General features: G+C 60.1%; 17 protein-coding genes. 14 read left to right on the top strand and 3 right to left on the bottom strand.

Annotated elements, in window-relative coordinates; translation table 11 throughout:
• Window positions 1–20: 20 nt before the first annotated feature.
• The 10 genes from ACEN9A_RS12190 (at window position 21) to antC (ending at window position 8,537) form a co-directional block, all read left to right on the top strand.
• A complete protein-coding gene (locus ACEN9A_RS12190; protein WP_258673744.1) occupies window positions 21–743 on the top strand; it encodes a DUF6162 family protein in 723 nt (240 codons plus the stop codon).
• On the top strand, window positions 740–1,672 hold the full coding sequence (locus ACEN9A_RS12185; RefSeq protein WP_018927832.1) for a metal ABC transporter solute-binding protein, Zn/Mn family: 933 nt from the start codon (window positions 740–742) through the stop codon (window positions 1,670–1,672). Before ACEN9A_RS12190 ends, ACEN9A_RS12185 begins: the two co-directional genes overlap by 4 nt.
• 23 nt (window positions 1,673–1,695) lie before the next feature.
• Window positions 1,696–2,376 (top strand): metal ABC transporter ATP-binding protein, encoded by a 681-nt coding sequence (locus ACEN9A_RS12180; protein WP_258673742.1) that lies wholly within the window; start codon window positions 1,696–1,698, stop codon window positions 2,374–2,376.
• Complete coding sequence (locus ACEN9A_RS12175) at window positions 2,373–3,278, top strand: metal ABC transporter permease (RefSeq protein ID WP_258673741.1); 906 nt, start codon at window positions 2,373–2,375, stop codon at window positions 3,276–3,278. Before ACEN9A_RS12180 ends, ACEN9A_RS12175 begins: the two co-directional genes overlap by 4 nt.
• Before the next feature lie 11 nt (window positions 3,279–3,289).
• On the top strand, window positions 3,290–4,270 hold the full coding sequence (locus ACEN9A_RS12170; RefSeq protein WP_413386532.1) for a metal ABC transporter solute-binding protein, Zn/Mn family: 981 nt from the start codon (window positions 3,290–3,292) through the stop codon (window positions 4,268–4,270).
• A gap of 12 nt (window positions 4,271–4,282) precedes the next feature.
• Window positions 4,283–4,624, top strand: coding sequence for a hypothetical protein (locus tag ACEN9A_RS12165; protein ID WP_258673731.1), 342 nt, complete (start codon window positions 4,283–4,285; stop codon window positions 4,622–4,624).
• 8 nt (window positions 4,625–4,632) lie between these two features.
• Window positions 4,633–5,457, top strand: a complete 825-nt coding sequence (locus ACEN9A_RS12160; protein ID WP_028940857.1) for a DUF4198 domain-containing protein — start codon at window positions 4,633–4,635, stop codon at window positions 5,455–5,457.
• 154 nt (window positions 5,458–5,611) lie between these two features.
• Window positions 5,612–6,997, top strand: a complete 1,386-nt coding sequence (gene antA, locus ACEN9A_RS12155; protein WP_258673730.1) for an anthranilate 1,2-dioxygenase large subunit — start codon at window positions 5,612–5,614, stop codon at window positions 6,995–6,997.
• A gap of 1 nt (window position 6,998) precedes the next feature.
• Window positions 6,999–7,487 carry an anthranilate 1,2-dioxygenase small subunit gene (gene antB, locus ACEN9A_RS12150; RefSeq protein WP_064617270.1) on the top strand — a complete coding sequence of 163 codons (489 nt, stop codon included), beginning with the start codon at window positions 6,999–7,001 and terminating at the stop codon, window positions 7,485–7,487.
• An 18-nt stretch (window positions 7,488–7,505) separates the two neighbouring features.
• On the top strand, window positions 7,506–8,537 hold the full coding sequence (gene antC / locus ACEN9A_RS12145) for an anthranilate 1,2-dioxygenase electron transfer component AntC (RefSeq protein WP_019649047.1): 1,032 nt from the start codon (window positions 7,506–7,508) through the stop codon (window positions 8,535–8,537).
• A gap of 71 nt (window positions 8,538–8,608) precedes the next feature.
• Here antC and ACEN9A_RS12140 read toward each other — a convergent pair whose 3' ends face one another.
• Window positions 8,609–8,821: a DUF3079 domain-containing protein gene (locus tag ACEN9A_RS12140; protein WP_018927823.1), complete on the bottom strand. Its 213-nt coding sequence runs from the start codon at window positions 8,819–8,821 to the stop codon at window positions 8,609–8,611.
• Window positions 8,822–9,045: 224 nt separating this feature from the next.
• Here ACEN9A_RS12140 and ACEN9A_RS12135 point away from each other — a divergent pair, with 224 nt between their 5' ends.
• The 4 genes from ACEN9A_RS12135 to ACEN9A_RS12120 are packed head-to-tail and all read left to right on the top strand — an operon-like array spanning window position 9,046 to window position 12,147.
• Window positions 9,046–9,570, top strand: a complete 525-nt coding sequence (locus tag ACEN9A_RS12135) for an iron transporter (RefSeq protein WP_019649048.1) — start codon at window positions 9,046–9,048, stop codon at window positions 9,568–9,570.
• Complete coding sequence (locus ACEN9A_RS12130) at window positions 9,571–9,903, top strand: cupredoxin domain-containing protein (protein WP_258673720.1); 333 nt, start codon at window positions 9,571–9,573, stop codon at window positions 9,901–9,903.
• Window positions 9,904–9,925: 22 nt separating this feature from the next.
• Window positions 9,926–10,780 (top strand): FTR1 family iron permease, encoded by an 855-nt coding sequence (locus tag ACEN9A_RS12125; RefSeq protein WP_258673719.1) that lies wholly within the window; start codon window positions 9,926–9,928, stop codon window positions 10,778–10,780.
• Complete coding sequence (locus ACEN9A_RS12120; RefSeq protein ID WP_258673718.1) at window positions 10,768–12,147, top strand: 4Fe-4S binding protein; 1,380 nt, start codon at window positions 10,768–10,770, stop codon at window positions 12,145–12,147. Before ACEN9A_RS12125 ends, ACEN9A_RS12120 begins: the two co-directional genes overlap by 13 nt.
• A gap of 16 nt (window positions 12,148–12,163) precedes the next feature.
• Here ACEN9A_RS12120 and ACEN9A_RS12115 read toward each other — a convergent pair whose 3' ends face one another.
• A complete protein-coding gene (locus ACEN9A_RS12115; RefSeq protein ID WP_258673713.1) occupies window positions 12,164–12,859 on the bottom strand; it encodes an anaerobic ribonucleoside-triphosphate reductase activating protein in 696 nt (231 codons plus the stop codon).
• Complete coding sequence (gene nrdD / locus ACEN9A_RS12110) at window positions 12,856–13,023, bottom strand: anaerobic ribonucleoside-triphosphate reductase (RefSeq protein ID WP_258673711.1); 168 nt, start codon at window positions 13,021–13,023, stop codon at window positions 12,856–12,858. The genes ACEN9A_RS12115 and nrdD overlap by 4 nt, the downstream gene beginning before the upstream one ends.
• Between the last annotated feature and the right edge of the window lie 29 nt (window positions 13,024–13,052).

The following is a 13,052-nucleotide window of genomic DNA, read 5'->3' as shown; positions in this document are numbered from 1 at the left end:
GTCGCGCATCTGGTGCAGCTATGCCCAGCGATCACGCAAACAGCGCAATCAAGGTGGTGCACCCGGTATCCGGCCGATGGGAATCGCTGGCACTGTTGCTTGCGGCCCTGGCAGTCATCGCCAGCGTGGCAGGCTATATAACGCTGCGCCCCCAGAAAGTCGGCCCACCGATAACCTTGAGCTGGCAGGTGCGTTCCTTCGATGGCCTGGGTGCGGTCGATCAGGCGATTCACAGCGCTCTGCTGCCGGCCGGTGAAGAAATCATCTGGTTCAACAACGATACCGGCGGCTGGATCACGCTGGAGCGTGCGCAGAAAATCTTGCTGCCGCCCTTCTACCGTGACGCCTTCTGGAAGACCAATGGCGAGGTGCAGTGGCAATTGATTCTGCCCGGCACTCACCAGCCGCATGCCGCTTCCGGCGACGTGCACGCCGATGCGCCTGTCACCCCGCCGGACCAGACCGCCAACAAGGTGTCGCAAGCCACCCAGGGCCAGGGCGCTACGGTCTATTACGGCTCCGCCGGCCGCGCGCCGGGCCAGAGCGCCTACCTGCTCGTCATCGGTCACGCGCATGCCGGTGTCATGTGGGCCAACCAAGCGACGATCTGGGTCCACCGCGACCCGAACGCGCCCTACCCTGGCATCGTCAAGCCCGAATCGCTGGTCGGCGATGGCTGGCGACAGGTCATCCCTTACAACGGTGCCAGCGAAGTCGAACGCGTAAAAGGAACCCAGCCATGACCGTTTCTACGAAACACCGCGCACTGTGGCGCCGATGCATCGCGCTATTGCTGCTGATACCCGCCATCGCACTCGCCAGCCCGGCTCCCTCTTCGGGCAAGAAGCTCAAGATCGGCGTCACACTGCATCCCTACTACAGCTTCGTGGCAAATATCGTTGGAGATCGGGCGGAAGTCGTTGCGCTCATCCCGGCGGAAGCGAATCCGCACAACTACCAGCCGCAGCCCGATGACATCACCCGCGCGATGAATATCGATGTTCTGGTCGTCAACGGCATCGGACACGATGAATGGGCCTTCCAGATCATCAAGGCCGCTGGCCGCGGGGCGACCCTGCCGATCATCCAGGCCAATGCCTCGGTTGCGCTCATTCCAATCGGCGGCGGCCAGGACGGCGTCAAGGTGGTCAATCCGCATACCTTTGTCTCCACCACGGCGGCGATACAACAGGTCTTCGAGATCACGCGCCGGTTGGGGGAACTGGACCCGGACAACGCTGCGGCGTATCGACAAAACGCCCTGGCGTATGCCGCGCGTATCCGGGCGCTAAGGGCCGGCTTCATGACCCGTTTCGCCGCGCTGGATTTGTCTTCCTTCCGGTGCGCGACAACGCACGCTGGCTACGACTACATGATGCAAGAGTTCGGCCTGTTCGTGAGTGCGGTGATCGAGCCGCGTCACGGCGTCGCGCCGACTGCGCGCCAGTTGGCCAACACCATCGACGCGATCAAGAAGGCCAATGTGCGTGTGCTTTTTGCCGAGAAGAATTTCTCCCTCGACCTGGCCAAGCCTATCGAGGCAGCCACCGGCGTGAAGGTGTTCGCGCTGTCTCACATCACCGGCAATACCTATAGCCCGGACGAATTCGAGGTGGCGATGCGCGAAAACCTCGAGACCTTGGCCGAAGCCGTTGAGTTTACGCAGCGATGAACGCGATGAAGGAGGAACCAGCGATGCGCGGCCCCGCCATAGTGTTCGATAACGTCTCCCTGCAACTGGGAGGTACGCAAGTGCTCGACAAAGTGAGCTTCCGGGTAGAGGCCGGTGCGCTGCACTGCCTGGTAGGCCCGAACGGCGGCGGCAAGACTTCACTGGTGCGTGCGCTGCTGGGCCAGATGCCGCATTCGGGGACGGTCCGGTTCGAAGGCGAGGTCACGACACCCATGGGGTATGTCCCGCAATTGCCGGACTTCGACCGCAACGTGCCGATGACGGTCAACGACATCATGGCCCTTCTCGGTCAACGCAGGCCGGCCTTCTTTGGCTCAAGCCGATCTGCCAAGGCGGCCAATGCCCAAGCGCTGGAGCGCACCGGCGTGGCCGGAATGGGCGCAAAACCCTTTGGCAGCCTGTCCGGTGGCCAGCGTCAGCGAGTGCTGCTGGCACAGGCGATCAGCCCGGCGCCCTGGCTACTGATCCTTGACGAACCGACCGCCGGCATCGACGAACCGGGTGTGCGACTGGTGGAGGCGCTGGTGGCCGAGCTGAACGGCCGCGGCGTCACCATCCTCTGGATCAACCATGACCTGGAACAGGTCAGGCGCATCGCGCAATCCATGACCGTCATCAACCGGCGGGTGCTGTTCCATGGTTCGCCCGACCAGGTCGCCTACCCTCTGGAGGCTACCCAATGAGCGCCCTGTACGAATTGATTCGCAACCAGCTCCAGGCGCTCGCCGCGAGTGGCATCCTGCCGCAACCGTTCGAGTACGAGTTCGTGATCAATGCGCTGCTCTGTGCAGTGCTCATCGGACCGCTACTGGGCGTGCTGGGCTCGATGGTGATGATCAAGCGCATGGCGTTCTTCAGTCAGGCCGTCGGTAATGCGGCGATGACCGGCGTTGCCATTGGCGTGCTGATCGGCGAGTCCTACACCTCCCCCTACTTCTCAATGTTCGGCTTCTGCCTGCTGTTCGCCCTGACGCTGAAGTACACGCAGCACCGCACCACGCTGGCCAATGACACGCTGATCGGCGTGTTCTTGTCCATCTCGCTGGCGGTCGGGGCCTCGTTGCTGCTGTTCGTGTCGGCAAAGATCAACACGCACGTAATGGAAAGCGTGCTGTTCGGTTCCATCCTGGCGGTCGACTACACCGACATGAACGTGCTGCTGGTGGTAACGGCGACGTGTGCTCTGCTCGGACTGCCGATGTACAACGGCATGCTGCTGGCCAGCCTCAATCCGAGCCTGGCACATGCTCGCGGCGTGCGCGTGCGAAGCGTCGAGTACCTGTTTGTCGTACTGGTCACCCTGGTGACGGTAGCCTGCCTGAAAATCATCGGCGCAGTGCTCGTCGAAGCCCTTCTGCTTATACCGGCCGCAGCAGCACGCAACATCAGCCACTCGCTCCCGGGGCTGGTCGTGCGCGCCATCCTGACCGCGACTTTTTCCTGCGTGGTCGGCATCCTGGCACCCATGCAATTCCACATTCCCGTACCGACAGGCGGCGCAATCGTGATCGTCGCCGCCCTGGTGTTCGTCGTCACCACCGTCATCCGCGCTACCGGGTCCCGGTTCAGAGGTGCCAGCGTATGAAATGGCTTTGCATGTCACGTCGACCCTGGCTAGCGCTGCTGGCACTGCTGCTGGGCAGCCCGCTTTCTGCCTTTGCGGATGTCGGCAAGCAGCAGGTGCTTGTCGCGCTGCCGGCGGTGTATGCGCTCACCTCGACGCTCAGCGACGGCACAACCCTCAAGGTCGCCCGCCTTCCGGCAGACGCTGCCGTGCCCATGGAAAGCCAGGCCAACGCGCTGTCGCGCCTGGACGCCGCTGCATTCCAGCAGGCCACCGCCGTGGTCACTCTGGGCAGTCTCTGGCGCGCGGATCCTCTGTACGCGACGGCCCGTCGCCACAATCTGCGAATCGTCGAGATTGATGCTTCGCACTCATGGGACACCATCAAACCGGGCGTGGCCGTGACCCGCGTGCCATCGAACGACGTTCCCTGGGCCGCTGCGCGCGACGTCGATGGCGGACTGTCGCCGTACGCCTGGCTCGGCCCCGTCAACGCCATGCGCATGTCGGCGATTATCGCTACCGACCTGGCACGCCTGTCTCCCCCCGATGCGCCTCGGATAGAGCGCAACCTCGCCGCACTCGAAGGCCGATTGCGCCAGCTCAAGGCCAACTACGGTGCCCGGCTGCTGGCAGTGCCGGATCTGCGCGTGCTGTTGCTGGCCGATGAGTTCACCTACTTGTTCGGCGAGTTCGGGATTTTTGTCGACGGCTGGTTCGTCCGACAGGACATCGACTGGAGCGACGCCGACCGCGCCGCACTGACCCGATACCTGCGCGAGCGTGACATCCACGTGGTGGTCCACAAGTGGGCACCGGACGCCAGGATTGCCAAGGCCATCGAGGACGGCGGCGCACGGTTGTTGATACTGGACGCCGGCAACCCGGGAATGCTCACCGACGCGGCCAACGGGTACGAAGCACTCCTGAGTTCGAACCTGGATTCCTTACTGACGGCCTTCGCGCCACTTGGCCCCAATACGAGCGGCGATCACAAATCGCCGCTCCAATGATCAACCTCGACCGTGGAGATCGAAGACCTTATGAAACCCCTAGGCTCAGCACATCGAATACTGATCGCCGGCGCCCTGGTGTTCTGCCAGGCAGCCTTCGCTCATGGCCCCGTCTTCGACTGCTACATCGAGAGCGATGATCTGGTGAAGTGCGAGGCGGGTTACACCGACGGCAGCTCCGCCGCTGGCAGAAAAATCCATGTCCAGGACACCAGCAACAAGGTGTTGCTCGAAGGAAGCGTCGATAAAGACAACAGCTACACCTTCCAGCCCCCCGCCGGAAAATACTCCGTTGTGTTCATGGGTGGAGACAACCATCAAGCCACGATTCAGTCCTCCGACATTTCAAAGTGAAATCGACCATGCCGATCAAACGACGACTGCTCCAGGCACTTGCCGCCGTAACATTAGGCTGTCTGACAGGCGCTGCACAGGCCCATTTCCAGATGCTCTACGTCGAGGAAACGGCGCTGCCGCGTGCGGATAAACTGGAGTTCGCGCTGGTGTTCACGCATCCCTTCTCCGGCGGCCCCACCATGACCATGGATGAACCCCGCGCCTTTAGCCACATCAGCTCGCACGGCGGGGAAAAAATCGATCTGCGCCAATACTTGCGCCCTGTCCAGTGGCAGAGTCGCGATAACCAAACGACTGCCTATCGTGCGTCGATTCCGCGGGAGTTGGTTCGCTCACTGGGTGACCATATCTTCGTACTCGAGCCCGAGCCCTACCTGGAAACCGAGGAAGACGTCTACATCCAACAGTTCACCAAGCTGATCGTGAACGTGGGCGGAGTACCCGGCAACTGGGCAGAACCACAAGGGTTGCCGGTTGAGATCCAGCCACTGAACAAGCCTTATGCAAACTGGACAGGCGGAGTGTTCCGCGCCTTGGTGCTGGCCGATGGCAAGCCCGTTCCGTTCGCCGAAATCGAAATCGAATACATCAACCATTCCGTCGATATCGAGAAAAACGCCTTCGGCCAGCAAGACTATGTAACGGCACCTCAAGCTTCATTCAAGTCCCTGAGCACCTACACGGACGCCCAGGGCGTCGTGACCATCGGCCTGCCCCGGGCCGGCTGGTGGGGTATTGCAGCGCTCGACATCGGTACAACGAAAACCCACAAGGGCAAGCCCTTGTCGCAAGACGCGGTGCTGTGGGTGCAGGCCAGGGATATGAAATGAAAAGCGCATAAAGCAACCGCGCCTGATAGCCCTCACGGAAAGCGCCCCCCGCCCCCTCAGAAACGGATAGATATCGCCTCGAATCCGGATAGATGCACCGCACAGAAAGGCTTTCAATCGGGTCGTGCCTAAAACTACAAAAAGGGTGTACCTGATGAACAGCTCTAGAAGCATTGCGCAGTGGCAAGATTACATTCAGGGTTGCCTGAATTTTCGGCCGGCCGAAGGTATTTACCGCGTCGCCCGTGACATGTTCACAGAGCCGGAACTGTTCGACCTGGAGATGGAACTGATCTTCGAGAAGAACTGGATATACGCCTGCCACGAGAGCGAAATCGCCAATCCCAATGATTTCCTGACGATGCGCGCAGGTCGTCAGCCGATGATCATCACCCGCGATGGGAGCAATCAGCTCCACGCGCTGATCAACGCTTGCCAGCACCGGGGCGCGACCCTGACTCGCGTCAGCAAAGGCAACCAATCTACCTTTACCTGTCCGTTCCACGCCTGGTGTTACAAAAGTGACGGCCGCCTGGTCAAGGTCAAGGCCCCAGGTGAATACCCGGAGGGTTTCGATAAAGCAACACGCGGCCTGAAGAAGGCCCGGATCGAGAGCTACAAGGGCTTCGTCTTTATCAGCCTGGACGTCAATGGCAGCGACTCGCTGGAGGACTACCTCGGCGATGCCAAAGTGTTCTTCGACATGATGGTCGCGCAGTCTCCGACCGGCGAACTGGAAGTACTGCCCGGCAAGTCGACCTATAGCTATGACGGCAACTGGAAACTGCAGCACGAAAACGGCCTGGATGGTTATCACGTCAGCACCGTGCACTACAACTACGTCTCCACGGTGCAGCATCGCCAGCAAGTCAATGCGGCCAAGGGCGGCGGTTCCGACACGCTGGACTACAGCAAGTTGGGCGCCGGCGATGCCGAAACCGACGACGGCTGGTTCTCGTTCAAAAATGGCCACAGCCTCTTGTTCAGCGACATGCCCAACCCGACTGTACGCGCCGGTTATGCCAGCGTGATGCCGCGTCTGGTGAAGGAGTACGGCCAGCAACAAGCCGAATGGATGATGCATCGCTTACGCAATCTCAACATCTACCCAAGCCTGTTCTTCATGGATCAGATCAGCTCGCAGCTGCGTATCGTGCGCCCGGTGGCCTGGAACAAGACCGAGATCACCAGCCAGTGCATCGGCGTCAAGGGTGAGTCCGACGCGGATCGGGAAAACCGGATTCGCCAGTTCGAGGACTTCTTCAACGTTTCAGGCATGGGCACTCCTGACGACCTGGTGGAATTTCGCGAGGCCCAGCGCGGATTCCAGGCTCGCCTCGAGCGCTGGAACGAAGTATCCCGCGGCAATGAAAAATGGGTCGAAGGCCCCACCCCGAACAGCGAGGTTTTGGGCATCAATCCGGTACTGACCGGCACCGAGTTCACGCATGAGGGGCTCTACATCAATCAGCACGGATCCTGGCAGCGCTTCCTTCTGCAAGGTCTGGCACAAAAAGCCCTGAAGTTGAAGGAGGTGTGAAATGAGCGCACTACAACATTCCATCGAACAATTCCTCTACCGCAAAGCCGAGCTGTGTGATCAGCAGGATTGGGACGCCTACATCGCCCTGTTTGATGAACAGAGCGAGTTCCACCTGCCGCAATGGGAGTCGGAGCATGTGTACACCACCGATCCCAAGCGCGGCATGTCGCTGATTTATTACTCGAACCGCTCCGGCCTGGAAGACCGGGTATTTCGTCTGCGCACAGGCAAGTCGGCAGCTTCAAACCCGATGCCGCGCACCTTGCATCAAATCAGCAATGTGCGAATCAAGGAGATCGATAACGGCTTGCTTGAAGTCAAGGCCGCCTGGGTCACGCTCTACACCCGGCAAGGGCTGTCCGAGCAGTTCTACGGCCATGTGACCTACCACCTCAAAGCGGACGCTGACAGCTGGAAGATCACTCGCAAGCACATCGTGCTGCTCAACGACACGATCAACTCAGTGCTTGATTTCTATCACCTGTGAACTGTGGGGCACGCTGTCATGAACCATAAAGTCGCTTTCAGCTTCGCAGATGGCAAGACCTCGTTCTTCGAGGTCAAACCCAACGAACTGCTGCTCGACGCCGCGCTACGCAATGGCGTGAACATCCCGCTGGACTGTCGCGAAGGTGTCTGTGGCACTTGCCAGGGTCGCTGCGAATCAGGCCAATTCACTCAAGACTACGTCGATGAAGAGGCCCTTTCCGAGCAGGATCTGGCGCAACGCAAAATGCTCTCTTGCCAGACCCGCGTGCAATCGGATGCGTCGTTCTATTTCGACTTCGATTCGAGCCTTTGCAACGCTGGCGCAACCCGGTTACTGCAAACGGTGATCACCGGTGTAGAACAGGTTTCGGCCACCACGGCGATCCTCCATCTGGACGCTAGTTCCCACCAGCAGCAACTGGACTTTCTGCCGGGGCAATACGCTCGACTGCATGTACCGGGCACCAGTGAGTGGCGCTCCTACTCATTCGCCAACCGCCCCAATCCCACCAACCAATTGCAGTTTCTCATCAGGCTCCTGCCTGATGGCGTGATGAGCAACTTCATCCGTGAGCATTGCCGCCCTGGTCAAACACTCGAGCTCGAGGCCCCATTGGGGAGCTTTTATCTACGTCAGGTGACCAAGCCTCTCGTACTGGTGGCAGGAGGAACCGGCCTGTCGGCCTTCCTCGGGATGCTTGATAACATTGCAGAAAAAGGTGGCTGCGGGCACCCGATCCAGCTGTTCTATGGCGTCACGCAGGACAATGACCTGTGCGAAACTCAACGCCTGGCTGATTATCGCGACCGCATCGCCGACTTCGACTATCACCTTGTGGTTTCGAAACCCTCCGTGGATTGGCAAGGTAAAACCGGATGGATTCCTGACCACTTCGACCGTCAGTCGTTCGACGCCAACCCATTCGACATCTACCTGTGCGGTCCTCCGCCCATGGTCGACGCGATTAAAACCTGGTTCAACGATCAGAAGATCGAGCAGTTCCAGATGTATTACGAGAAGTTTATCGATAGCAATTCCAAACATTGAGCAACAGGGAAATATCCGGAGAGGCATCCAGATATTTCCCTGATTTTTTAATCTGCGAGCTTTGGCATGCACTAGACGCCATCATCCGCTGTCTTGTCCGTGACGATGAGGGGCTCGATGCCCCAGTCTCCAGACAAATACCAATCTTCTCCGAACATCTCGGCCGGATGCATCGTACGGTCGGAGCCATTGCCGCATGCCAGGGACTTGGCCGGACAATACCGGTCGCATCCCCAACAGATCCGTTCGGGGTGCTTGGGGTTGACGGGGAAGTTCTTGGCCATTTCGATCTCCGATCATTGAGAGATGTCCTTCCAACCTACAGCCTTTGTGCAAAACCATCCTTGATGGATATCAAGAATCGACATCGAGCGACTGCCCTCCCTATCGCGATCCTGGAGCTAAGCTTCTAACGGTTTAATTGATCAAAACTTGATAACAATCATTATTGTTCGCAGCAAAGCTTCCTAGACTCGGGTTCCTACTCGTCAGTGCTCAGGAAGACATTATGCGTACCCACCTCTCACTCGCCCTGCTCTTGCTCGTACCGCTGGCTCACGCAAAGGAATACCCGATCGGGGAACCACAGTTGTGTCAGGGGCTGGAAGTCGGGGCGGTGTATCTGCAACCGATCGAGATGGCCCCGGCTGGCATGATGCGCGCTACTGTCGATTCTGATATTCACCTGGAAGCCGACATTCGGGCTACGGCGGACAATCGACAGGGCTTTCAGGAAGGCAGTTTCGTGCCTTACCTCAATGTCTCGTTCAACTTGAGCAGAGCGGGTAACCCGGACGAAATCAAGGGCGACTTCCATGCCATGGTCGCCAATGACGGTCCGCACTATGGCGACAATGTGAAGCTGCTGGGGCCGGGAAAATATCGGCTGACGTTCACCGTGCTACCACCCACCGGTCACGGCTCCCTCGGGCGTCATACCGATAAGGAAACCGGTGTGGCGCCCTGGTTCGAACGCTGCGAACTGCACTACGAGTTCATCTACGCCGGCATCGGTAAAAAAGGCGGCTATTGAATGAAGCGCCTGCATCTTGCCTGGCTGATCGTGGCCGGAACAGTTGCGCCGTTGACGGCGCATGCCGAGTTGCCGAGCTACGAGCTGACCCTGCGCGATGGCCACTTCTCCCCTGCCTTGCTTGAAGTCCCGGCCGGACAGCGCTTCAAAATCGTGCTGAAAAACGTCGGCCAAGGTCCGGCCGAGTTCGAGAGCACGCCATTGCGGGTTGAAAAAGTACTGTCGCCGGGCGTGACAACCTTCGTCGTCATTCACCCGCTCAGGCCCGGCCACTATCCCTTTTTCGACGAGTTCAATCCGCAGTTGCCCGAGGGCGGCATCCTCGCGAAATAACCTGTTAGCGCACGGAGCTTCCATGAATCAATCAATGTTCATCGTCTGGCGCGAAAGTGTCGAGGCGTTGCTGGTGATCGGCATTCTCCAGGCCTGGGCCAGCCAACAAGGCCAACGTCATCGCTTGGTCAAATACCTGTGGGCGGGTGTGGTGCTGGGGTTGATGCTCTCGGGCCTGCTGGCGGTGTTGATTCTGTTTGCCGGTGAGGCCATGAGCGGGTCGGCCAGTGAATGGTTCCAGGCCGCACTCGCGCTGGTTGCCAGCCTGTTAATGGTGCAAATGGTCGGCTGGATGCACCGTCACGGGCGCACCCTCAACCACGATTTGCGACGGCACGCCGATAGCCACCTGGCTCGACAAGGAGGCGCAGGTCTATTACTGCTGGCCATGCTCGCGATCAGCCGCGAAGGCAGCGAAACGGTGGTATTTCTCTATGGCGCCGGCGCCCGGTTACGAGGTCCGCAGCTCGGTTTGTTTGCCGTCGGCGGCGTGTTGGGGCTGGTGCTGTCCGCGCTGACCGTTACGTTGCTGCACAGCAGTCGCCGCTTCATTTCATGGCAACGATTCTTTGCCATCAGTGAAGTCATCTTGCTCATGCTCGGCGCAGGGTTGCTGATCAGCGGCACCGAGCGAATCGGCGGCCAACTGCTCGCCCTGGATGTGCCGGACGTGGTTTACAGCCTCGTAGGCGAATCGCTTTGGGACAGCAGCGCGTGGCTGAGCGACAGCCATGGATTGGGTGGCTTTTTGGCCGGCTTTGCCGGTTATCGCGCAACGCCCAGCGGCATGACCTTACTGGTATGGGTCGGTTACTGGCTGGCCGTCAGCGCCTGGCTACGCCAACGGACTGCGGAGAAAGTCCCATGCCTGACCTGAGCCGGCGTAATCGATGGCTCCAGCGCCTGGGTGACGGGATGCGGCGCCATGCGTCCGTCATCCGTGCGCTGCAGTGGGCTGTCGTACTGTTTTACGCGGTGCTGTTGGTGACCCCGGCGCTGTTGCCGCTGCCGGACAGCCAGGCACGGATACTCGACAACCTGACCTTGCTCGCGCAGTTTTTATTCTGGGGGATCTGGTGGCCGTTCGTGTTGCTGTCGATGGTGCTCTTCGGTCGACTCTGGTGTGGCGTTCTGTGCCCGGAAGGTTCGCTCAGCGAATGGGCCAGCCATTACGGCAAAGGCCTGGGTGTGCCGCGTTGGTTGCGTTGGGGCGGCTGGCCCACATTGGCGTTCTGCCTGACGACCCTCTACGGCCAATTGATCAGCGTCTATGACTACGCCCAGGCCGCACTGTTGATTCTGGGTGGTTCGACCGTCGCAGCGGTCATCATCGGGTTGTTGTTCGCCCGGGGCAAGCGGGTCTGGTGCCGTTACCTGTGCCCGGTCAGCGGAGTTTTCGCCCTGCTCGCAAGGCTGGCCCCCGTGCACTTTCAGGTCGATGAGCAACGCTGGATAGAGAATGCCGCACCACGCCTGCCACCACCCAACTGCGCTCCCCTGCTCGATATCCGCCGCCTGCAAGGCGCCAGTGATTGCCACGCCTGCGGACGCTGCAGCGGGCAACGCGGCGCCGTGCAGCTGATCGCCCGCTCCAGCAATCAGGAGATTCTTCACGCAACCGCGCAGACGTTGTCTCCTTGGGATACACGCTTGCTGCTGTTCGGCGTGATCGGCTTGGCCATGGGCGCGTTTCAGTGGACGGTCAGCCCATGGTTTGTCGCCCTCAAACAACACCTGGCCCAGTGGCTGGTCGAACGCGACCAGCTCTGGGCATTGCAGGACAACGCCCCCTGGTGGCTGCTCACCCATTACCCGCAACTCAACGACAGCTTCAGTTGGCTCGACGGCTTCAGCATTGTCGCTTACTTGAGTTTGAGTTCGATCATGCTCGGCACAGCGTTGATGCTGCTCCTGCGACTGACGGCTCGACTGGCGCGAGATCGCGCCCTGTATTGGCCTCTGGCGCTGACACTCACGCCTTTGGGTGGTGCCGGACTGTTTCTCGGGCTGTCGGCCACCACCGTCAAATTACTGCGTTATGAAGGTCTGCTGCTGGAGTGGGTACAGCCCGCCAGGGCCTGTCTGCTATTGGCCGCCATCGGGTGGAGCCTGCTACTGGGTTGGAAACGGCTGAAACACGAAGGTATTCCCCTGGCTCGGCGCGTGTCGGGTGGCGTTTGCCTGTTCCTCGCCAACGGCCTGATCGGGTTTGGCTGGTGGTTGCAGTTCTGGGGCTGGGCTTGAGTTTCCCCAGCCCCCGTTACCCCCGCAGCACGAAGGCTGGGAACAACTCGCGCATGGCCTCCCACAACTCTGGCGACAAGGCTTGCGCCGAAATGCTTGGCAGTAGCGGATCGAACATCCGCTCGGTGCGGACCAGTTGCACGGCGAAGCGTTTGACGCCGAGCGCACTCAAGCGTTTTGCCAGGATCAGCAGACGCGCCGGCTCGAACAGATGCCAATGCACGGTGGTGCGACATTCGTAGTCCACACCACTGGCCAGCAGATGCTCAAGGCTGCGCCAGTTAGCCGTTCCACTGCCCTCGACCCGGGTAATGGCCAGGCAATCTTCGGGCAACGCCTTGACGTCGAAACCGACCCAATCCGCGCCCGTGAGTGCCTTGGCGAAGGCGGCAGGCTTGATGCCGGCGCTGTGCAAGCCGATGCGAAATCCCATGTCCCGCACTTCATCCATGGCGCCGAGCAAGCCGTCTTGCAAGGTCGGCTCACCGCCGCTGAACACCACGGCATCGAGCAGGTCCTGACGACGTTGCAGAAACGCCAACACCCGCCGCCAATCCACTTCCTCACTGCCGCGAGGCGGAATCAGCTGCGGGTTATGACAGTAACGACAACGCCAGGCGCAACCCTGGCAAAACAGCACGCAGGCGAGCTGTCCCGGATAGTCGATAGTGGTCAGGGGCACCATGCCCCCGACCCGAAGCATTCGACTCATTGGCGCCCGGCCAGTGCCGCGCTTTCAGTGAAGTGCACCCGCTCGCGGTGCTCCGACTGTTTACCCGGATTGAATGCTGACACAGGACGGTGATAGCCCATCACGCGGGTCCAGATTTCGCAGCGTTGACGTTGAGCCTGGGGCAGTGGTTGCGATGCAGTCATGGTGAAGCTCCTTGCAGTTGAGTGGATCG

This window comes from Pseudomonas sp. Pseusp18 (genome assembly GCF_059506005.1).
Note: the sequence above shows the minus strand (reverse complement) of the source record. Positions and strands in the feature narration are given on the sequence as shown.

Coding starts and splice junctions, on each gene's coding strand:
- ACEN9A_RS12190 (WP_258673744.1), top strand. CDS start 21: ATGCCCAGCGATCACGCAAACAGCGCAATCAAGGTGGTGCACCCGGTA.
- ACEN9A_RS12185 (WP_018927832.1), top strand. CDS start 740: ATGACCGTTTCTACGAAACACCGCGCACTGTGGCGCCGATGCATCGCG.
- ACEN9A_RS12180 (WP_258673742.1), top strand. CDS start 1,696: ATGCGCGGCCCCGCCATAGTGTTCGATAACGTCTCCCTGCAACTGGGA.
- ACEN9A_RS12175 (WP_258673741.1), top strand. CDS start 2,373: ATGAGCGCCCTGTACGAATTGATTCGCAACCAGCTCCAGGCGCTCGCC.
- ACEN9A_RS12170 (WP_413386532.1), top strand. CDS start 3,290: ATGTCACGTCGACCCTGGCTAGCGCTGCTGGCACTGCTGCTGGGCAGC.
- ACEN9A_RS12160 (WP_028940857.1), top strand. CDS start 4,633: ATGCCGATCAAACGACGACTGCTCCAGGCACTTGCCGCCGTAACATTA.
- antA (WP_258673730.1), top strand. CDS start 5,612: ATGAACAGCTCTAGAAGCATTGCGCAGTGGCAAGATTACATTCAGGGT.
- antB (WP_064617270.1), top strand. CDS start 6,999: ATGAGCGCACTACAACATTCCATCGAACAATTCCTCTACCGCAAAGCC.
- antC (WP_019649047.1), top strand. CDS start 7,506: ATGAACCATAAAGTCGCTTTCAGCTTCGCAGATGGCAAGACCTCGTTC.
- ACEN9A_RS12140 (WP_018927823.1), bottom strand. CDS start 8,821: ATGGCCAAGAACTTCCCCGTCAACCCCAAGCACCCCGAACGGATCTGT.
- ACEN9A_RS12135 (WP_019649048.1), top strand. CDS start 9,046: ATGCGTACCCACCTCTCACTCGCCCTGCTCTTGCTCGTACCGCTGGCT.
- ACEN9A_RS12130 (WP_258673720.1), top strand. CDS start 9,571: ATGAAGCGCCTGCATCTTGCCTGGCTGATCGTGGCCGGAACAGTTGCG.
- ACEN9A_RS12125 (WP_258673719.1), top strand. CDS start 9,926: ATGAATCAATCAATGTTCATCGTCTGGCGCGAAAGTGTCGAGGCGTTG.
- ACEN9A_RS12120 (WP_258673718.1), top strand. CDS start 10,768: ATGCCTGACCTGAGCCGGCGTAATCGATGGCTCCAGCGCCTGGGTGAC.
- ACEN9A_RS12115 (WP_258673713.1), bottom strand. CDS start 12,859: ATGAGTCGAATGCTTCGGGTCGGGGGCATGGTGCCCCTGACCACTATC.
- nrdD (WP_258673711.1), bottom strand. CDS start 13,023: ATGACTGCATCGCAACCACTGCCCCAGGCTCAACGTCAACGCTGCGAA.